The following is a 20,493-nucleotide window of genomic DNA, read 5'->3' as shown; positions in this document are numbered from 1 at the left end:
AGCCCGTCGGGCCCCGGGCGCCGTCGCGTTCCGGGGGGCTTGCGGCGTCCGGGCCCGCCGACCGCGCACGGCCCCTCCGCGGCCCGCCCGGCGCCCCCGGGCGTCCGGGCGCCCGCACTGCCGGAGGCGGCGCGCGGTCCCCGCCCGGCGGGGAGCTCGGAAGACGTCCCCGCTGCCCCTCCGCGGCCCCGCGCAACCGTGACTGACCGGAGTCGGTCAGCTGCACCGGGGGGCGTTGCCGCCCCGTCCGGGCCGTGTGACTCTGACGCGGTGACCACCGCGCAGCTCTGGACCCTCGTCGCGCTGGGCGCCTTCCACGGCCTCCACCCGGGCATGGGCTGGCTGCTGGCCGTGTCCCGCGGCCTCCAGGAGGGGGGCCGCTCCGAGGTGCTCCGCTCCCTCCCCGCGGTCGCGGCCGGGCACGCGGGGAGCGTCGCCGTCGCCGCGGTCGCCGTCACCGTCACCGGTTCGGTGACCGCCTCGGTGCTGTTCCCCGTGGTGGGCGGGTCCGTGATCGTCCTCGTGGGGCTGCTGATGCTGCTGTCGCGCCGACACTTCCACTGGCGGGAGGTGCGCCTCCCCCTGTGGCAGGTGGCCGCCTGGTCGTTCCTGATGTCGTCCGCGCACGGGGCGGGGCTCATGCTCATGCCGGTCCTGGCCGGCCGCCTCTCGCACGCGGAGGGGGGCGGCCACGCGGGGCACGGGGGGACGGCGCCGGACGCCGCCGCGCAGGCGGCCCCGGCGGGAGCGGCGCCCGGCGCGCCCGACGGGGGGTGGTCCCTGTGGGACGCGACCCTGACCGGGCTGGCCGCGACGGGGGTGCACACGGCGGCGATGCTGTTCGCCTCGGGGGTCGCGGCCCTGATCGCCTACGACTTCCTGGGGGTGCACGCCCTGCGCTGGAAGGGGGTGACCATGGACCGGATCTGGGCGCTGACCCTGGTCCTGGGGGGCGTGTTCGTCCTCTGGTCGATCCGGTGACCCCGGTGCGCCGCGGCGGTAGACGGGAACCGATCTGGGCAATATGTCCCTACTGCCTGAAATCTGATGGAATATTCGGAGACTGACCACTCTTGAACGCGCGTCGGCGGCACCCGCACGCCGCCGGGCACGAACACGGAGGGGCGGAAGGGCATGACACACAGAAGCGCGCGGCCCGGGCGCCGCTGGCACGGGCTCCTGGCCGCCGTGGCGATCCTGGCCGTCCTCGGCCTCGTGGCGGTCGTGGGAGCCCGCTGGCTGGCCCGCAACACCGACGTCTTCCCCGTGTCGACGCCGTGGGGCCCGGAGTGCTCGGTGTGGACCGGTGAGGACCAGGTGCGCCTGGACCGGGACCAGGCCCGGCGGGCGACCACGGCCGCCGCCGTCTCCGCGCAGGGCGACTCCGCCCCCGTCGAGGCCCCCGACACCGACGACATCCCGGACGCCGTCATGACGGTCCTGGAGGAGGGCCCGGAGGAGGACGCGGGGCCCTCGCTGACCTGCCGGTCCGTCAAGGACCCCGACCTGCGGGTCCAGGAGGACCTGGAGCCCTCCGGCCTGACCCCGCGGGCCGAGGAGCTCAAGGACGGGATGGAGGAGCACTTCTCCGACCTCAGCCTCGGCGGCTACTACCCGGGCGGCTACGACACGGGGCACGGCGAGGGGTCCGCCCACTACGAGGGCCGGGCGATCGACGTCTTCTACCGGCCGGTCGACGAGGACAACCGGCGCGAGGGCTGGGTGATGGCGCACTGGCTGATCGCGCACGCCCCGGACTACGCCGTCGACGTGATCATCTTCGACGACCGCATCTGGAGCACCTACTACCCGTCGCTGGGATGGCGGGACTACGAGGCGGACCCGGACAACGAGATCCTGCGGCACCTGGACCACGTCCACGTGGACGTCCAGCGGGGCAGCGAGTCCCCGGGCGGCTGACGGGCGGCCGCGCGGCCGGGCCCGGCAGACCGGGCCCGGCCGTCGGCGCGCGCGGGTCCCCCGGCGTCAGTCCTCCAGCCGGAACCCCACCTTGAGCCCCACCTGGAAGTGGGCGACGCCGTCCTCCTCGATGTGCCCGCGGATCTCGGTGACCTCGAACCAGTCCAGGCCGCGCAGCGTGGCCGAGGCGCGGTCGACGCCGTTGCGGATGGCCTGGTCGATCCCCTGCGGGGAGGTGCCGACGATCTCCGTGACGCGGTAGGTGTGGTGGGACATGTGGGACCCCCTGGGTAGTCGGTTGCGCGGTCGCGCACGGCGCGACCCCCGTTTCACTGCCTCCCCTGATTCCCCAGGAGCCACACAGGACGCCTCTCGACCGGCTCGTTCCGAGGTCGGAGCGCCTCCGGGGCGCTTTACCCCCGACCGGGGAATGCTTTGTACACGCGTGGGACGCACGTGACCGGGGTGGTGTGGACTCCCGCCCGGAAAGCGGCCTTTTCCCTGGACGACGTGCCAGGAAAGTCCTGAGCTGGGGCCGAGGACACGCTCCCGGCGGGACTCTCCCGAGACAACGTCGTAACTGACTCTTGATGTACACCGGGGGGCGTCGGTGTACATTGGGACTAGCGCTTCGGTCCCCCGTCGAAGCGCGGGAGCGATGTTCCGAGCCCCCGTTGGAACATCGCGTGCGACGCCGGGTGGTTTGCCCCCGTAACCACCCGGCGTCGCCTTTTGTTCGCATTCGATCGGTGCACCGACCCGATCGTGGCCCCGGCTTGACCGGGGCAGCCGTTTCGCTCCCTGGGGGTCACCATTGGGTAATACCGGTTCCGCCGCCCCGACGCGGTGCTCCAGGCGCGACTGCCGCGCCGAGGCCGCGTGGGCGCTCGTGTGGAACAACCCCAAGCTGCACACCCCGGACCGCCGCAAGGTGTGGCTGGCCTGCGACGAGCACCGCGAGTACCTGTCCGGCTTCCTGGAGGTGCGCGGGTTCCTGCGTGAGTGCGTCCCCATGGCGGAGTTCGAGGGCTGAGACGGGTCCGGACCGCGTTCTCCCCGGTCCGGACCCGCCCGCGTCACCCGGGGCGGGACCGGCCCCACACCGCCGGTCCCGCCCCGGAGGGCTCACTCCACGGCCAGCCGCCAGGCGGCCAGGCGCACCGGTGCGTGGCCGAGCTCCCCTGCCCGGGAGAGCAGTCCGGGCCAGGGGGTGGGCCAGCCGTCGGCGCGCCCCGCCCGCTCCACGATGCCGAGGCCGATCAGGCCCATCGCCTCCCCCGCCGGCCCCGCGGTCCGTGCCGCGGCCCCGAACACGTGCCGCGCCACCGAGGCCAGCGTCTCCCGCGGGACCGGGTCGCGCCCGAAGCGCGGGGCCACGGTGTCGACCACTCCCTCGGCGTCCTCCTCGGGAAGGAGCGCGTGCCGGGACAGGATCGCCGCGGCGCGCAGGAACAGTCCGCCGAGCGCACCCGGGTCCGGGTCGCCGTCCGCCCGTGAGACCTCCCGGGTGATCATCGCCCGCACGAGCCGCACCGCCTCGGGCCCGTACTCGTCCCTGGCCGCCAGCAGGTCGAGCGCCGAGCACACCTGCCGGCACAGGACGGGGTCGTCGCCCGCCGGGGCCCGCACCGCCTCGTCGCACAGGAGGTCCACCAGGCGGAGCACCCGCTTGTGGGGCCCGCCACCGGACCCGCCGTCCGGCCGCCGCACGGGAACGCCCTCACCCGGTCCGGGGACGGAGGCCAGCAGCCGGGAGAGCGCCTCCGCGATCCGGTCGCGTCCCCTGCCCCTGCCCAGGAGTGCGTGGAAGACGCGGAACGCCTGGTCGACGGGGCTGTCCGGGTCGCACAGGGCCTCCACGGCGTCGTCGAGGTCGTACTCGGTCCAGGGCGCCCAGCGGCCGGCCCACCCGCCGAGCCGCCAGTGGTCGCGGCCCGGGTCGGGCAGCGCGGCCACCACGGCGGCGACGGCCTCCCGGCTTGCGGGCGGGCAGTGCATCGGGGACACCTGGAGCAGGGAGAACTGGACCTCCACCTCCGTGAACCCCCGGACGTGCGCGGTCAGCGCGGGAAGCGCGGCCGGGTGGTCCAGGGCGCGCATCAGCGAGCCCGCCACGGCGGCGCGCACGTCCCGGTGCAGCCCCTCCGCGTCCAGGGCACGGGCGAGGATGTCGACGGCTCCCGGCGGCCGGTGGTGTGCGAGCAGCCGCGCCGCCGCCTTGCGGACGGTGACCTTGGCCGGGCCCTCCAGGGCCCGCCCCAGGACCGGGCCCAGCAGGGAGGGCGCGACCGCCAGGGCACAGCGCGACATCGCGGGAGCGGCGGCCCGCGACTGCGGGCCGTCGGCGTGGGCCAGCACCAGGCGCAGGGCGCGCTCGGGCCTGTCGCCGTGGCCGAGCGCCCTGGCGGCGGCCTCCCGCAGGACGATGTCCGGGCCGTCCAGGAAGCGGGCGACGCGGTCGGTCGTCCCGGGCAGGCGGCCCAGGCCGGACAGCGCGGCCTCGCGCTCGTCGAGCGCGAGGGAGGGATCGCCGACGAGCCCCTCCAGGTACGCGGCGACGCGGTCCCGGAGGTCCCCCGGCCAGTCGCGGGCCGTCCGGGAGTCGATGCGGGGTACCCAGGCGGGCGTGCGGGCGCCGGGCCGAAAGAGGCCGGCCGCGGGGTCCGTGAACGCGGGGGCGGACGGGCGGGTGTCGAGTTCGCGGGCTCCGACCGCGCTGTCCGCGGGCGCCCCGGCGCCGGCGCCGTCCCCGGGCAGGGGGAGCGCGGTGCCGTGGGGCTTGTGCGCCCTGGTCCTGTGCGCCGGTCCGGCGGGGGCGGAGGCCGCGTCTGCCGTTCCGGGACCCGTGCCCGGGCCCGGTGCGCCCCGGCCTCCCGTGTCCGCGGCGGCCGCCGCGCGGCGGGCCTCGGCCGCGCCGAGGGCGGCGTGGACGATCCCGGGGGCGTGGTGGCGGGAGAGGACGTCCCACACGCGCGGGACCAGCGCGGTGGCGTGGTCGGACCGGAACAGCGCCAGGGCGCCGGCCCGGAGGTCCGGCCCGGCCAGGTACAGGTCCGCCGCCTCGGCGGCGGTGGCGCCGGACGGGTCGTGGCGGATCGCGGCCACCAGCTGGTCCCCCAGGCCGGGGAGCGAACGGGCGCGGCGGCCGAGTTCCCGGGCCAGGGCGACCGCGGGCGCGAAGTCGCCCCGGGCGCGGGCGGCCCGGAGCACCGGTGCGAGCCTCCGGTACAGGTCCTGTTCCGATCCGCGGGGCATCACCTGGTCGAGGAAGGGTTCGGGGGCGCGGGGCACGCGGTCCGCCCGCGCCCCGCCGGCCCACCACGGCGGACCGGACCGGGGGCGTCCCGGTTCGCCGAGTCCGTCGGCGCCGAAGCGCGCGACGAGGCCGGCGTAGGCGTCCAGCGCCCATCCGACCGCTTCCGGGACCCCGCGTGTGTCCGGGTGGCGGAGCAGGCGTGCGGCCAGGTCGCGCAGCGCGCGCCGCGTGGGCGGTGAGGTGTCGCGGGTCCGGAGTGTGTCGGCGAGCAGCCCGCGCAGGGCGGGGAGCGAGGCGGCCGTGCGGACGCCGGATCCGTCGGCCTCCCCGTCCGGTGCGGCGCGCCCGTGCGGCTCGTCGCCGACCAGCAGCCCCGGCGGGACGGCGGCCAGTGCGACCAGCAGGGCGCGGCGGACCGGATCGCGTTCCGAGCGGGACCGGTCGACCCGCTCCGCGAGGACCCGTGCGAGGAGGCCCGGGTCCCCGGTGCGCGCGGTGGCCTCCACCAGCCGGGCCAGCCCCCGGGCGCGGCGGTCGGCGTCCCCGGCCGAGGCCGCCTCCTCCAGCGGTGCGGCCGCCTCGCCGTAGGGCAGGTGGGCGATGGCGTCCAGGTCGCCGTGGGGGTCGGAGTGCCCGGGGCGTCGGGCCTGGAAGGCGGTGAGCCGCTCCAGCAGGACGCGCGCCCCGGCCTCGGCCCGGTCGCGGGGGAGCAGCCCGAGGAAGGGCAGGAGCGCGAACCCGCCGCGGTCGTGGACCGTGTCGGTGAACGCGTCGACGTGCTCGCCGCGCACCGCCGGGGGCATGGACCGCAGGACCGCCAGCGCCACCGGGGGGCGGCGGCGCATCTCCCTGTACAGGACCCGGACGTCGCGGCTTCCGTCGGGCAGCGCGGGGAAGCGCTGCGGGTACTGTCTGCGGCCGGGGTCCGCCGGCAGCGCGCGCAGGGTGTGCGGGAAGGCCCCGGAGCGGAGTGCGACGCGCGGGCCGAGGTCCTTCGCGAGTCCGCCGAGCTCGGCGGGGCGGACCGGGTCGAGCGCCCGGCAGAGGCGCCGCCAGTCGGGGAACACGCTGTGGAGGTGGCCGCCGTGCTCCCGGAGGTCGTCCCGGACGCCGGAGAGGAGTTCCAGGAGGATGTCCGGGTGGCGCCGGGCCAGGCGGGTCCAGGAGCGGACCGCGTGGCGGAGGTCGGGCAGGTGGCGGGCCACCTGTTCGGATGAGCAGGCGGGCAGGAGCGCGGCGGCCTCGGCGTCGCCGTGGTCGGCGCGGACGCGGGGCAGGAGGAGGTCCGCGACGGAGGTTCGGCGGGCGTGGAAGAGGGTGCGGTAGAGGGCGCGGCGCAGACCCGTGGGGGCGTCCGTCAGCACGGGCGGGACGGCCTCGTCGGGGAGCGGGAACTCGCGGACGGCGCGCAGCGCGGCGCGGCGGAGCGCGTGGTCGGGTCCGGCGAGGTGGCGGGCGACTGCGGCGGTGTCGCGCGCGGCCGTGGCCATGTGCACGGCGAGGCGGCCGTGGCCGCCGGTTTCGAGCTGCCGGAGGATTCCGGCGAGGTGGGGTGTGCCCGCGTGGTCGCGGGCGTAGAGCGCGAGGGTCCGCATGCGCGGGGACGCGGCCTGGTCCCGGAGGGAGCGGAGGAGGTGGTCGGCCGACCCGTACGTCGGCGCGGTGGGGCTCAACGGCCCGGGCGGGATCCGCCCTTCCTGATCGTCATGGCGCTCATGATGGACCACCGCGACCGGATCCGGCAAGCCGTGCCGGTGGGCGGGGGCGCGGGCGCGGGCTGCCACGTCAGGGGGCCGGCGGCTCCAGGAGCCTGCGGGCCCGGGCGAGGTCCTCGGGGGTGTCGCAGTCGGCCGCGGCGAGGTCGTCGGCGGGGACCGGGCGCGGTTCCAGGGGGCCGAGCAGCCCGTACAGCGATCGGCCCGTGTACCCGGCGAGGGCGTCGCGGACGGCGTCGGTGCGCCACACGCCGGTGAGCCACTGCTCCCGGCCCGCGGGGTCCACGAACACGGCTCCGGCTCCGCCCCGGACCACGGCTCCCGCCAGGGCGTCCAGGTGCTCCGGGGCCAGGTGGGGCAGGTCGGCGGCGAGCAGGGCGAACCAGCCGGAGCGCACGTGGGCGATCCCGGCGCGCAGCGCGGGCACCGGCCCCGAGCCCGGCGGGTCCTCGCGCACGTAGAGCGCGCGGGGGCTCTCCCGGCGCGGGCCGACCACGACCAGGCGGGTGTCGGCCCCCGTCCCCGCCGCGGCCGCGCCGTGGGAGCGGACCGCGTCGGCCACGCGCTCCAGCAGCGTGCGCCCGGCCACGGCCAGCCCGGGCTTGTCGACGCCGCCCATGCGGCGCCCTCCGCCCCCGGCGAGGATCACCGCGTCGAGCGCCCCGGGTCGGTCCTGGCGCGGCGGCGTGCTCCGTGTGCTCGGGGTGTCCATGCCCCCAGGATGGACCACGGCGGGCCCCTCCGGCGAGGAGGGGCCCGCGGGTCAGCCCTTGACGCAGACCACCTGGCGCAGGTGGGCGACCACCTCGACCAGGTCGGTCTGGGCCGCGATGACCGACTCCAGGTCCTTGTAGGCGGCCGGGATCTCGTCGACCACGCCCCGGTCCTTGCGGCACTCCACGCCCCGGGTCTGCTCGACCAGGTCGGCCTCGGTGAAGGTCTTGCGGGCCTTGTTCCGGCTCATCCTGCGGCCCGCGCCGTGCGACGCGGAGTTGAACGAGGCCGGGTTCCCGAGTCCGCGGACGATGTACGTGCCCGTTGCCATACTTCCCGGGATGATCCCCAAATCGCCGGAGCCCGCGCGGATGGCGCCCTTGCGGGTCACGAGGACGTCCACCCCGTCGTAGGTCTCCTCCGCGACGTAGTTGTGGTGGCAGGAGATCCACTGCTCGAAGCGGGTGCCGGGGATCTGCTCGACCAGGGTCCGGCAGGCCAGGCCCATCATGACGTCGCGGTTGCGGCGCGCGTAGTCCTGGGCCCAGAACAGGTCCCGGCGGTAGGCGTCCATCTCCGGGGTCCCGGTGACGAACACCGCCAGGTCCCGGTCGGGCAGGTCCTGGTTGTGCGGCAGCGCCTGGGCCTGCTCGATGTGGTGGGAGGCCAGTTCCTTGCCGATGTTGCGCGACCCGGAGTGGAGCACCAGCCACACGGCCCCGTCGTCGTCCAGGCACACCTCCAGGAAGTGGTTCCCGCCGCCCAGCGTGCCCATCTGGCGCCGGGCGCGGGTCCGGCGGGGGCGCACCGCGGGGGCCAGGTCGTCGAACCCCTTCCAGAACCCGGTCCAGTCGGTCTCCCGCACGGTGGGGACGGTGGCGGGGTCGACCGGTTCGTCGTGGGCGTGGAACCCGACGGGGACGGCCGCCTCCAGGGCGGAGCGGAGCCGCCCGAGGTCGTCGGGCAGGCGCTCGGCGGTCAGGTCGGTGCGCACGGCGGTCATCCCGCAGCCGATGTCGACGCCGACGGCGGCGGGGCTGACGGCGTCGCGCATGGCGATGACCGAGCCGACCGTGGCGCCCTTGCCGTAGTGGACGTCGGGCATGACGGCGAGTCCGTGCACCCAGGGCATGCGGGTGACGTTGCGCAGCTGTTCCATCGCCGCGGCCTCGACCCCGTCGGGCGCGGCCCACATACGGATGGGAACGCGATCACCGGGAACTTCGGTGTAGGGCATGGTCAGGCCACCTCCCTTTCCAGATCTGGCCTGTGCGTCGTCGGTCCGGGCACGTGGCCGTGCCCCCGGACATCAAGCCAGAACGGGGGCGCGGCGGCAACGGGTTTTCGGACGGGGCTGCGGGCCGGGAGGTGTGCGGTCAGCCGCCGATGGCCGACATGGGGCGGGACGGCTGCAGGAAGCTGGGGTCGTTGATGCCGTGTCCGGGCAGCTTGGCGGAGACGGCCGCGATCCAGCGCTCGGCGATCTCGTCGTCGGTGGCGCCGCCGCGCAGCAGGGAGCGCAGGTCGGACTCCTCTCGCGCGAAGAGGCAGTTGCGGATCTGTCCGTCGGCGGTGAGCCGGACCCGGTCGCAGGCGCCGCAGAAGGGCCTGGTGACCGAGCCGATGACTCCGACGGTGGCCGGTTCGCCGTTGGGGAAGCGGACCCCGCGCACGTGGAAGAGCTCCGCGGGGGCGCTGCCGCGGGTGTCGCCGTCGGCGGGCTCCAGCGTGAACTCCGCCTCGAGACGGCCCAGGATCTCCTCGGCCGTGATCATGTTGTCGCGCCGCCATCCGTGCTGGGCGTCGAGCGGCATCTGCTCGATGAACCGCAGCTCGTAGCCGCGTTCGACGCAGTAGCGCAGGAGGCCGGCGGCCTCGGCGTCGTTGATGTCGCGCATGAGGACGGTGTTGACCTTGACCGGGGTGAGCCCGGCCCGGGCGGCGCCCGCCAGTCCGTCGAGGACGTCGTCGAGCCTGCGCCGGCGGGCGAGGGTCTCGAACACCTCGGGGTCGAGGGTGTCGAGGGAGACGTTGACCCGGTCGAGGCCGGCCTCGGCGAGGGCGGGAGCCATGCGGGCGAGGCCGATGCCGTTGGTGGTGAGGGCGGTCCGGGGTCGGGGGGCGAGGGCGGTGGTGCCCGCGACGAGGCCGGGCAGCCCGCGCCGGAGCAGGGGTTCGCCGCCGGTGAAGCGGACCTCGGTGATGCCGAGCCGCGTCACCCCGATCCCGATGAGTCGGAGGAGTTCGTCGTCGGTGAGCAGGTCCGGTTTGGGCAGCCACTCCAGGCCCTCGGGGGGCATGCAGTAGGTGCATCGGAGGTTGCAGCGATCGGTGAGCGACACACGCAGGTCGGTCGCCAGTCGCCCATAGGAATCGGCCAGCACGGGCCCCACCCTCTCCAGTCCGAGTCATCGGGCTTGTCTTGTGGGCTATACCCGCCCGCGGGGTTCGGCAGAGATCAGCGTAGAAGATCCCTTTCATTACCGGACATCCTGATCACACCCTATGACGCATTTCGTTGTCGAACACGAAGTTGAAGCGGCTGGTAGGGCGATCGCACAGGTACGGGCCCGGCCCCGCAGGCCCGCGGCCCGGGACGTCCGGGATTCCTCGGGCCCGGCGGCCCGCCCCGCCTGCCCGCTCCGGCCTCGTGTACACGGGCTCCGCAGCCCCTTAGGGTGACCATCCCAGAGAGCGTCCCGGCGGCACCCGTCGCCGCGGCCGGGACCGGCCGCCGCGGACGACGACACGGGCGAGGAGGCAGGACACGGTGATCACCACACGCGAGTGGGCCCTGGCGGGCGGACCCGACGGGTCCGGGAAGCTGGCGGCGAGGGCCTGGGCGCCGACCGAGGGCGAGCCGACGTGGCTGGCCGTGCTGGTCCACGGCTACGGCGAGCACCTGGGCCGGTACCACCAGGTCGCCGCCGACCTGGTCGCGGCCGGCGCCGTCGTCTACGGGGCCGACCACCGGGGCCACGGACTGTCGTCCGGGGAGCGGGTCCTGATCGACGACTACGCGGGCGTGGTGGAGGACGTGCACCGCCTGATCACGCAGGCGCGCACCGCCTACCGGACGCTGCCGCTGGTCCTGATCGGCCACTCGATGGGCGGACTGGTCGCGTCGCGCTACGCGCAGGTCCACCCCGAGGCGCTCCAGGCGCTGGTGCTCTCCGGCCCCGTCCTCGGCCGCTGGACCGCCCTGGAGCAGATCGCCGCCGCCGAGCGGATCCCCGAGGCACCCATCGACCCGGCCACGCTCTCGCGCGACCCCGCCGTGGGCGAGGCGTACGTGGCCGACGAGCTGGTGTGGCACGGCCCGTTCAAGCGGGAGACCGTCGACGCCCTGCTGGCCGAGCTGGAGTGGGGCGTCAGATCCGGGAGCCTGGGGTCGCTGCCGCTCCTGTGGGTGCACGGGTCCGAGGACCGCCTGGTGCCGGTGGCCGACACCAGGGTCGGCATCGAGGCGATCGCGGGCGAGGACTTCACCGCCCGGATCTTCCCCGGCGCGCGGCACGAGGTGTTCAACGAGACCAACCGGGACGAGGTGATGGCCGAGGTCGTCCGCTTCGCCCAGCGGTTCGCGGTCGCGAACGTCACCCTCTAGGACCCGGGGGCGTCCCCGCCCCGCGCCCGCTGTTCCCGCCCCAGGCGCGGAACCGCGGCGCCGCGGGCGCGCACAGCAGCGCGGCGGCCGCGAACAGCGCCCCCGCCTCCGCTTTTCCGGGGCGTGCCGCCGCTCCTGCCCGGGGCCGCGCCGCGGAGAGTTCCGGCCCACAGGGGCCGACGGGGGCGGCCGGGGCGGCCCCGGGCCGCCGTGGACCGCCCCGGGAGGGGCGAACGGCCGTCCCGACGGCCGGAGCCCCCGCCCCGACGGCTACACGTACAGCTGGCCGCGGGGCTGGAGGGGGTGGGCGAGGGTCTCGGAGTAGGCGGTGGCCAGCCGGTCGACCGCGTCGGCGAGGACGTCCGGCGGCTGGGTGTAGGCCAGGCGCAGGTAGCGCTCCAGGGTGCCGTCCGCGCCGAACACCGGGCCGGCCGCCGGGTGCACCCCGTGCCGGACGGCGGCCGCGGACAGCGCTCCCGCGACGGGGTGGGGCAGGGTCGTCCACAGCACCAGCCCTCCGCCGGGCACGCTGGAACGCCAGTCGGGCAGCCGCTCGCGCAGCGCGTGCAGCAGCGCGTCGCGGTTGCGGCGCAGCTGGCGGCTGCGCTCGGCCCGGACGCGCATCACGTCGGCGAGCAGATGGGTGGCGGTGAGCTGGTCCAGGACCGCCCCGGCCAGGTCGAAGCGCTGGCGGGTGGCCATCAGCCTGGCGACCATGGGCGGCGTGGTCCGTACCCATCCGACCCGCAGTCCGCCCCACAGCAGCTTGGCCACCGACCCCACGGTCAGGACCCGCCCGTCCGTGTCGTGGGCGGCCACCGGGGCGGGCAGGTCCCCGGAGTCGATGGCCAGCTCGCAGACCGACTCGTCGACGATCAGGTGGGTGCCGGCCCTGCGCGCCTCGCGCACCACCACCCGGCGCTCGTCGTCGTCCATCAGGGCGCCGGTGGGGTTCTGGAAGTCGGGGATGAGGTAGGCCAGCTCGGGCCTCCACTGGCGGAACGCGTCGGTGAGGTACTCCATGTCCCACCCCTGGGGGGTCACCCCGACGGTGCGCACGCGCGCGCCGGTGCGGCGGGCGGCGTCCAGCGCGTGCGGGTAGGTCGGCGACTCCACCAGCACCTCGTCGCCCGGCTGGACCAGCAGGTCCATGATCAGGGCGATGCCCTGCTGGGCGCCGTTGGTGACGAAGATCTGCTCCGGGGTGGTGGGCAGGCCGCGCTCCACGTAGCGGCGGGCGATGGCATGCCTCAGCTCGGGGAGGCCGTAGGGGTAGTAGCCGAGTCCGCCGACGTGCGCGGAGAGCTGCTCGGCGGCCTGGAGGGCGGCGGCGCGCAGGCCCTCCACCGCGGGCGGAGCGGCCACGCCGAGGTCGATGTGCTCGGAGGCGTGCGAGAAGGGCGAGGGTTCGCCGGTGGCCGCGTCGGGGAGGACTGTCCAGCTGCCCGCGCCCTGCCGGCTCTCCAGGAAGCGGTTGTCGCGCAGCCACGCGTAGGCGGCGGTGATGGTGTTGCGGCTGACGCCGAGGGCGGCGGCGAGGTCGCGTTCGGCGGGCAGACGGGTGTTGGTGGGGACCCTGCCGTCCAGGACGAGCGCGCTGACGGCCCGGGAGATGGCGAGGTAGTAGGGGCGTTCGACGGGGGCCTCCCCGATGAGGCGCGCCAGGAGCCGGCCGTTGATCCGCCGGGTGCCGCTCCCGCCGCTGGTGCGCTCCAGGCGGCGGCCGCTCTGCCTCGCCATGCCGTTCCCCCGTCTTCCCCCGCGTCGCGAAACGGGCCAGTTGACTGGATTGGCACTTCATTTCCAGCGCCACCTCCGCCACGATACCGAGGTGGATCCCCTTATGGCTCCCGGTCCGGACGAGCCGGTGGGGGTTCGAGCCGCGGGCGCCCGGCGGCCTGCCGCCGTGCCCCGCTCCTGCGCCGCCTCGCCCCGCGGCGCTTCATCCGATGATCCCAGGAATGCGTTCCCCAGGGCGGTCCCGGCGCCGCCGGGACCCGCGCGGTCCGCACCGCGCCGGGAGCGCATCCCCGACCGAAGGGCAGGAACCCCAGTGACCGCAGAACAGCACCCCGTCCGCCCGACGGCAGCCGGCCTGCTCGGCCGGGTGATGATCACCCCGGTCCTGCCGCGCCCCCGGCTGCGCCGCCTGGTCCGGCTGTACGCGGGACTGACCCTCTACGGCCTGAGCGGTGCGCTGCTGGTCCACTCCGAGCTCGGCTCCATGCCCTGGGACGTGCTGCACCAGGGCCTGGCCCGGCAGACGGGCCTGTCCATCGGCACGTGGAGCGTGCTGGTGGGCGCCCTGCTGATGCTGCTGTGGATCCCCCTGCGGCAGAAGCCCGGCCTGGGCACGCTGAGCAACGTGGTCGTGGTCGGCATGACGGTGGACCTGTTCCTGTGGCTGCTGCCCGGAACCGACTCCCTGATGGCCCGGATCGGGCTGCTGGTGCTCGGGGTGCTGGTGTGCGCGATCGCGACGGGGTGCTACATCGGGGCCGGGCTCGGTCCGGGCCCGCGGGACGGGCTCATGACCGGACTGGCCGCGCGGGGGTGGTCGGTGCGGCTGGCGCGCACCGTGATCGAGGTGTCGGTCGTGTTGACCGGGGTGCTTCTGGGGGGCACGGTGGGGGTGGGAACCGTGGTCTTCGCGGTGGCGATCGGTCCCCTCGCGCAACTGTTCCTGCCACTGCTCCGCATGCCGGACGAGACACCCGAAACCCCGGTCCCACAGGGGTCTTAGCCATTTCGTCACCGGTCGTTGATCACCGCGTCATAACTTCTGCTCACCAAATTCCCCCAATACCCCACATACTTCGCTGCACCTCCAGATGCACGTGCACTTGCGGGTAGCGCGGGCCCGGCGGAGGGAGGAAGATGGGACCGCGGTGAACGGAAGGACCGTCTTCGGCACGGTTCCTCGGCGACCGGCCTTTTCGGCTGCCCTTACCTGGGCACATACCCGGGTACGAGGGCAGAGGACGGGCCGGCCGGAGGACGCGCGTGACCCGAACGGCGCCCTGTCCCACCAGCGGGTTCCCACCCGTTGGCGGGCGGGGGGAGGGACCCCGGAGGGGCGCGCACGCGGTCGTGCGCGAAACCGTCCGCGATGGTGCGGCAGACCCCCGCGAGTCATCGGCGCCGACCGCAGCAACCAGGACGACGTGATGGGGGTGAGCCGCGTGCCCGGCTGGATTGAAGACTACGCAATGATCGGCGACATGCAGACCGCCGCGCTGGTCGGGCGTGACGGTTCGATCGACTGGGCGTGTCTGCCCGACTTCGACTCCTCGGCCTGTTTCGCCGCCCTCCTGGGCGACGACCAGAACGGGAGCTGGACCCTGAGGCCCGCCGACGGCGAACCCCGTGCCACCCGCCGGCGCTACCGGGGCGACACCCTCGTCCTGGAGTCCGAGTGGGACACCGCCACCGGTTCGGTGCGGGTCATCGACTTCATGCCTCCCCGCGGCGGCGCCCCCCACATCGTCCGCATCGTCGAGGGGCTGCGCGGGTCGGTGCGCATGGAGACCTCCATGCGCATCCGCTTCGACTACGGCCACGTCGTGCCGTGGGTGCACCGCACCGGCGCCGAACTCGTCGCGATCGCGGGCCCCGAGGCCGTCTGGCTGAGCACGCCCGTGGAGCTCCAGGGCCACAACTTCACCCACGACGCCACCTTCGACGTCACCGCGGGCCAGCGCGTGCCTTTCGTGATGACCTGGCACCCCTCCCAGGTGGAGGAGTCCGACCACCTGGACGCCGAGAAGGCGCTCTCCCGGACCGAGCGGTTCTGGGAGAAGTGGGTCAACCAGTGCACGTACGAGGGCCCCTACCGGGAGGCGGTCATCCGCTCCCTCATCGTGCTCAAGGCCCTCACCTACCGGCCCACCGGCGGCATCGTCGCCGCCCCCACCACGTCCCTGCCCGAGGAGATCGGCGGGGTCCGCAACTGGGACTACCGCTACTGCTGGCTGCGCGACGCCACCATCACCCTGGAGGCGATGATCCGCTCCGGGTACAAGGACGAGGCCCTGGCCTGGCGCGAGTGGCTGGTGCGGGCGGTCGCGGGCGAGCCCCAGCTCATGCAGATCATGTACGGCATCCGGGGCGAGCGCCGCCTCACCGAGTGGGAGGCCGACTGGCTGCCCGGCTACGAGGCCTCGCGCCCGGTCCGCGTGGGCAACGCCGCCGTCGGCCAGTACCAGCTGGACGTGTACGGCGAGGTCATGGACGTGCTGCACCTGGCCCGCCGCCACAACATCCGCGGCGGCGACTACCTCTGGGGGTTGCAGCGCTCCCTGGTCAACTACCTGGAGTGGTGCTGGGACGAGCCCGACGAGGGGCTGTGGGAGGTGCGCGGACCCCGCCAGCACTTCGTGCACTCCAAGGTGATGGCGTGGGTGGCGGCCGACCGGGCCGTGCGCAGCATCGAAGAGTTCGGCAAGGAGGGCCCCATCGAGCGGTGGAGGGCCCTGCGCGACACCATCCACGCCGAGGTGTGCGAGTACGGCTACGACCCCCAGCGCAACACCTTCACCCAGTACTACGGGAGCAAGGAGCTCGACGCCGCCCTGCTCCTCATCCCCGAGGTCGGGTTCCTCCCCTACGACGACCCGCGCGTCGTCGGCACCATCGAGGCCGTCCGCCAGGACCTCATGGTCGACGGGTTCGTGCTCCGCTACCGCACCGACCTGGACAGCTCCGCCGACCAGCTGCCGGGCGACGAGGGCGCGTTCCTGGCGTGCAGCTTCTGGATGGCCAACGCCCTGCTGGCGATCGGCCGCCAGGACGAGGCCCGCGAGCTGTTCGAGCGGCTGCTGTCCCTGCGCAACGACGTGGGCCTGCTCGCCGAGGAGTGGGACCCGCGGGCCGGACGCCAGGTCGGGAACTTCCCGCAGGCGTTCAGCCACGTGCCCCTGGTGACCACCGCCCTCAACCTGTCCGCCCGGCAGGGCGGCTGGCGCGCGGAGTAGGACCCCTCACGGGTCCTCTCCCCCGCCGGCCCGACGACCACGCCCCCGCGACCGTGCCGGTCGCGGGGGCGTGGTCGGCCGGATCCGGTCCGGGTCAGTCCCGGGCGAGGACGGGGTCGGCCCACACCGGGTGGACGCTGTAGTCGTCGCTCTCCACTTCGAGACGCAGGCGCAGGGCGTTGCGCACGTCCACCTCGATCTCCAGGGGCTCGCCCAGGCCCAGGGTCTCGGTGAGCTCCGGCTCCCCGTCCACGTGGACGATGAACGTGGTGGCGGCGTCCGCCCGCGAATCGTCCTGCACCCCGATGACGGCGGTGAAGGTGGTCCAGTTGCGGCCGAGGTCGTAGTCGACCCAGCCGGTGCACTCGGTGTACTCGGACTCCGCGCAGGCGCCGGGTGCCAGCGCCCGCGTGTACACCTGGCCGTCGACCTGCGCACGGCCCGTCTCCGGCTCCCAGCTCCCCTCCTGGTCGACGGAGACCACCTGCGTGAGCAGGGTGGTGTCCCCGCCGTTCGGGGCGCCGGACGCCACGTCCCCGCTCGGGTCGGTGTCGCCCGGAACCGGCCCGGTCTCCTCCTCGGCGGGTTCGGAGGCGGTGCCCGCCCCGTCGCTCCCGGACGGCTCCGGTTCCCCCGCTCCCGCTCCGTCCGGCTCCTCTGCGGCCGCGGTCGCGGAGGCTATCCGGGCCATGACGTAGTAGGTGCCGGCGGAGCCCGCGAGCATGGCCAGGACGATGACGACCGCCAGCCCGATCAGCTTGGGCTTGCGCGACTTCCGCCGGGCGGTCGCCGCGGCGTCCGCGGGGGCGTGGGCCGCGGGGGCGAAGGCTCCGGTGGCCTCGGGGCGCGGGGGGACGCTCCAGCCGGGCCGGGAGCCGGCCGGCGCCTGGTGGGGCGGGTGGGCCGGGCCCGAGTGGGCGCCGGCCCCCGGCTGTGCGCCGCCGGCGGGCGGACGCCGGTTCGGCATGCCCTGTGCCGGTGCGCCGGGGTGCGGCCCGCGGGGCGGCTGCCCCGGCTGCGGCCCGGACTGCCCCGGCCTCCGGGGCGCCGGGCCCTGCCCCGTTCCCCGGGGGCCGCCGACGGGCGGTTGCGCCGCCTGGGACCGCTGGGGCCCCGGGGCGGCCTGGGGCGCGCCGCGCAGCCCGCCGACGGGGCGCGGGGGCATGTCGTCGGCGTCCGGCACCGACGGGCCGGACGGGGCCGGGGCGGACGCCTGCGCGGCGGGCGCCTCCGGGGGCGCGGACGGCCCCTCGGTGCCGGGCCGCTCCTGCTGCGGGGACGGGCCTCCGGCCGGGGCGCTCACCGGGGGCGGGCCGGAGAACCGGGCGCCCTGCGGCGGCGCGGCCCCCTCGGCGGCGGAGCCCTCGGCCCGCGGGACCGACGCACGGTCGCCCGGCGCGCCGGGCGCGTCCCCGGCGGAGGACTCCGGCGCGGACGGCTCCGCGGCCCCGTGGGGGGTCTCGGTCACGGCCGCTGCCAGGACGGCGTCGCCCGGGTCGGACGCCGGCCCGGTCCACGGCGCCGACGTGGCCAGCGACCGCAGGGCCCGGATCCAGTCCGCGGCCTCGGGGCGGTCGCCCGGTTCGGCCGAGAACATGGCCATGACGAGCTCGCGCTGCCGCTCCCCCGCGTTCGCGACCAGGGGCAGCGCGCCGAAGCGCTCGCGCAGCTGCTCGGGGGCGGGCGGCGGGTCCTCCCCGGTGAGGGTGAAGTAGGCGATGGCGCCGAACGCGTACCGGTCCGTGGCCGCCGAGTACTCGCCGGTGAAGATCTCCGGGGCCGCGTACCCGGGGGTGAACCAGGGGCGGGCGGTCATGTGGCGGGCGGCGATCCGGCTCAGCCCGAAGTCGACCAGCGTCGCCTGGCCCTCGTCGCTGATCATGACGTTGCCGGGCGACAGGTCCCCGTGCACCACCACCCGCTTGGAGGGGGTGGCGCGGCCGGAGTGCAGCACGTCCAGCACCAGGGCGACCTGCTCCAGGTAGCGCAGCGCCTCCCGCTGGCCGCGCGGCCCCTCCACCGCGTGCTCGGCCCGCCAGTCGCGCAGGTCCACGCCCTGGACGTAGTTCATGACCAGGTAGAGGGCGCGGTCGGTGTACTCGCCCGATCCTTCGGCCGGGTGCTCCGGGGCGCCCTCGAAGTGCTCGCGGACGCCGACCACCCCGAGCCGGTTGATGAAGCGCAGCAGCTCCGCCTGCTCGCCCCACCTGGCGCTGAGCTCGGCGAACTGCTCCTCGTTCGCGGTCACGTCGGAGTTGAGGACCTTGACCACGACGGGCTCGGTCTGTCCCGCCAGGGTCACCTCGGCGAGGTAGAGGGTGGCCTCGCCGCCGCGGCCCACCGATCGCACCAGGCGGTACTTGTCCGGTTGGGTGTCCGGACCGACGTAGAGATGAAGGCTCACTCTCTGACACTCATTCCACACGGGGGGTAGGCGCTTCTGGGGCGCAGGGGATCCCGCCCTCGGGCGGGAGACCACAGTAACGCGGTCGGATGTACTCTTACGCCCTGTACGACCGGAAGGCCGTAAGTGGCCGCCGGCCGTCTCGCGCGCGAACACGGACGGGGGCCGCGGTGACCGGAGAACGGGTCCTCGGCGGCCGCTACCGCCTGCTCTCCCTTCTGGGCCGGGGCGGGATGGGCGAGGTCTGGCGGGCCGTCGACGAACTCCTGGACAGGCATGTGGCCGTCAAGCTGATCCGGCCCGGCCGGGCGGGGTCCGAGGAGGTCTCCGCGCGGTTCCGCCGCGAGGCGCGGATCACCGCCCGCCTGGCGGGCCACCCCAACGTGGTGATCCTGCACGACTTCGGCCGGGACGACTCCCCCGGCGCCCCGGGCTCGGTGTACGCGGTCATGGAGCTGGTGTCCGGGCGCTCCCTGACGGCGGTCCTGCGGGAGAGCGGCCCGATGCCGGTGCCGCGCGCCGCCGACCTGGTGTCGCAGGCCGCGTCGGGTCTGGGGGCGGCCCACGCGGCGGGGGTCGTGCACCGGGACGTGAAGCCGGGCAACCTGATGGTGGTCGGGGAGGGCTCCGGGGGCGGCACCGTGAAGGTGCTGGACTTCGGGATCGCCGCCATCACGGCGGCCACCCAGAGCCGCCGCATCACCCAGACGGGCCAGGTCATCGGCACACCCCTGTACATGCCGCCCGAGCAGGTCCGCGGCGAGCAGGTCGAGCGGTCCGGCGACCTCTACGCCCTGGGCACGATCCTGTACCAGCTGCTGACGGGGCGTCCCCCGTTCCACTCCGACAACCCGCTGGCCGTGCTGCGCATGCACCTGGTCGACACCCCCGTGGCCGCCGCCGAACTGCGCCCGGAGGTTCCGGCGCCGCTGTCGGAACTGGTGGCGTCGATGCTGGCCAAGCGCCCGGAGGACCGGCCCGCGAGCGCCGAGGACGTGCGGGACCGGTTGGCGCCCTTCCTCCCCTCCCGCGCCGAGCGGCCGTCCCGGCCGCGGTCCCTGCCGGGGCCGGTCGGCCCGGTCCCGGGCACCCGGCCGTACACGCGGGCGGGGACCACCCGCCCGGAGACGGTCGGCCCGGAGGAGCCCGCGCGCCTCCTGGCGCTGGTGGAGGAGGCCCGCGCTCCCGCCGACGCGGGGCAGTTCGCGGCGGCCGCGCGGGAGTTGCGCGGACTGCTGCCCCGGCTGCGGGCGACGTTCGGCCCCGACCACCAGGACACCCTGCGGGCACGCCGCCAGGAGGCGTACCTGACCGGCAAGAGCGGGGAGCACCGGCGGGCGGTGGTCCTCCTGGACGCCCTGCTGTCCGACCTGCTGCGGGTCCACGGGGCCCGGCACCCGGAGACGCTGGCCGTCCGGTACTACCTGGCCACGAACGCGGGGCGGGCGGGCGACCACGCGCTGGCGGCGAGGGTGCACGAGGAGCTGGTGCCCGACCTGGTGGCCGTGCACGGGCCCGGCTCGGAGAGGGTGCTGACCACGCGCCTGTACCTGGCGTTCGAGGTCGGCGAGGCGGGCCGGCCGGAGCGGGCCGTGGAGCTGCTGGAGGAGCTGGTTCCGGACCTGACCCGGCGGCTGGGCGAGGACGACGCCGCGACGCTGCGGGCCCTCCACTACCACGCCGCCTACCTCGGCCACGCCGGACGCCCGGCGGAGGCCGCCCGGCGGTACCACGCGCTGCTCGCCCGGTACACGCGGGTGCACGGCGCCCGGAGCGAGGCGACGGCGCGCATCCGCGCCCACCTGCGCCAGTGGCAGGACCGCTCCCTCCGCCAGGGCGGAACGCCGCCCCTGTGATCGGGACGGCGGTGGAAGTATCGTGGATCCCACGGCAGCCAGCGCACG

Annotated in this window: 14 protein-coding genes; 7 read left to right on the top strand and 7 right to left on the bottom strand. The window is 75.4% G+C overall.

The features are described from left to right. Positions 1-270 precede the first annotated feature (270 nt). Together ABZ234_RS27780 and ABZ234_RS27775 are read left to right on the top strand one after the other, a co-directional pair. Positions 271-981: a cell wall anchor protein gene (locus ABZ234_RS27780; protein WP_344186413.1), complete on the top strand. Its 711-nt coding sequence runs from the start codon at positions 271-273 to the stop codon at positions 979-981. A 153-nt stretch (positions 982-1,134) separates the two neighbouring features. Next, a complete protein-coding gene (locus tag ABZ234_RS27775; RefSeq protein WP_344186414.1) occupies positions 1,135-1,920 on the top strand; it encodes a hypothetical protein in 786 nt (261 codons plus the stop codon). 66 nt (positions 1,921-1,986) lie between these two features. On the opposite strand, the gene ABZ234_RS27770 is transcribed toward ABZ234_RS27775, so the two are convergent. Then, complete coding sequence (locus ABZ234_RS27770; RefSeq protein ID WP_267945396.1) at positions 1,987-2,196, bottom strand: dodecin; 210 nt, start codon at positions 2,194-2,196, stop codon at positions 1,987-1,989. Between the two features lie 538 nt (positions 2,197-2,734). Here ABZ234_RS27770 and ABZ234_RS27765 point away from each other — a divergent pair. Further along, complete coding sequence (locus ABZ234_RS27765) at positions 2,735-2,953, top strand: hypothetical protein (protein WP_267945397.1); 219 nt, start codon at positions 2,735-2,737, stop codon at positions 2,951-2,953. Positions 2,954-3,045: 92 nt separating this feature from the next. Here the strand turns inward: ABZ234_RS27765 and ABZ234_RS27760 are convergent, their stop codons facing one another. The 4 genes from ABZ234_RS27760 to moaA all read right to left on the bottom strand — a co-directional run bounded on the left by ABZ234_RS27760 (position 3,046) and on the right by moaA (position 9,989). Further along, positions 3,046-6,849, bottom strand: a complete 3,804-nt coding sequence (locus ABZ234_RS27760) for a HEAT repeat domain-containing protein (protein WP_355013982.1) — start codon at positions 6,847-6,849, stop codon at positions 3,046-3,048. Positions 6,850-6,961: 112 nt separating this feature from the next. Beyond that, positions 6,962-7,603: an NTP transferase domain-containing protein gene (locus ABZ234_RS27755; protein WP_355013981.1), complete on the bottom strand. Its 642-nt coding sequence runs from the start codon at positions 7,601-7,603 to the stop codon at positions 6,962-6,964. 51 nt (positions 7,604-7,654) lie between these two features. Continuing rightward, on the bottom strand, positions 7,655-8,842 hold the full coding sequence (locus ABZ234_RS27750) for an RtcB family protein (protein WP_267945400.1): 1,188 nt from the start codon (positions 8,840-8,842) through the stop codon (positions 7,655-7,657). Between the two features lie 139 nt (positions 8,843-8,981). Continuing rightward, positions 8,982-9,989 (bottom strand): GTP 3',8-cyclase MoaA, encoded by a 1,008-nt coding sequence (gene moaA, locus ABZ234_RS27745; RefSeq protein ID WP_267945401.1) that lies wholly within the window; start codon positions 9,987-9,989, stop codon positions 8,982-8,984. Between the two features lie 386 nt (positions 9,990-10,375). Between moaA and ABZ234_RS27740 the strand changes: the two genes are divergently transcribed. Continuing rightward, positions 10,376-11,212, top strand: a complete 837-nt coding sequence (locus tag ABZ234_RS27740; protein WP_344185216.1) for a lysophospholipase — start codon at positions 10,376-10,378, stop codon at positions 11,210-11,212. A 270-nt stretch (positions 11,213-11,482) separates the two neighbouring features. On the opposite strand, the gene ABZ234_RS27735 is transcribed toward ABZ234_RS27740, so the two are convergent. Then, positions 11,483-12,952: a PLP-dependent aminotransferase family protein gene (locus ABZ234_RS27735; RefSeq protein ID WP_267945403.1), complete on the bottom strand. Its 1,470-nt coding sequence runs from the start codon at positions 12,950-12,952 to the stop codon at positions 11,483-11,485. 313 nt (positions 12,953-13,265) lie between these two features. Here ABZ234_RS27735 and ABZ234_RS27730 point away from each other — a divergent pair, with 313 nt between their 5' ends. Together ABZ234_RS27730 and ABZ234_RS27725 are read left to right on the top strand one after the other, a co-directional pair. After that, on the top strand, positions 13,266-13,955 hold the full coding sequence (locus ABZ234_RS27730; RefSeq protein WP_355013980.1) for a hypothetical protein: 690 nt from the start codon (positions 13,266-13,268) through the stop codon (positions 13,953-13,955). 424 nt (positions 13,956-14,379) lie between these two features. Further along, positions 14,380-16,185 carry a glycoside hydrolase family 15 protein gene (locus ABZ234_RS27725; protein WP_355013979.1) on the top strand — a complete coding sequence of 602 codons (1,806 nt, stop codon included), beginning with the start codon at positions 14,380-14,382 and terminating at the stop codon, positions 16,183-16,185. Positions 16,186-16,279: 94 nt separating this feature from the next. Here ABZ234_RS27725 and ABZ234_RS27720 read toward each other — a convergent pair whose 3' ends face one another. After that, a complete protein-coding gene (locus ABZ234_RS27720; protein ID WP_355013978.1) occupies positions 16,280-18,589 on the bottom strand; it encodes a protein kinase in 2,310 nt (769 codons plus the stop codon). A 170-nt stretch (positions 18,590-18,759) separates the two neighbouring features. Here ABZ234_RS27720 and ABZ234_RS27715 point away from each other — a divergent pair, with 170 nt between their 5' ends. Beyond that, positions 18,760-20,445, top strand: coding sequence for a serine/threonine-protein kinase (locus ABZ234_RS27715; RefSeq protein WP_355013977.1), 1,686 nt, complete (start codon positions 18,760-18,762; stop codon positions 20,443-20,445). Positions 20,446-20,493 lie beyond the last annotated feature (48 nt).

Source organism: Nocardiopsis sp. NPDC006198 (assembly GCF_040613895.1).
In the GTDB taxonomy this organism is placed as follows: domain Bacteria; phylum Actinomycetota; class Actinomycetes; order Streptosporangiales; family Streptosporangiaceae; genus Nocardiopsis; species Nocardiopsis tropica.
This window is presented reverse-complemented; position numbering and strand designations above follow the sequence as displayed.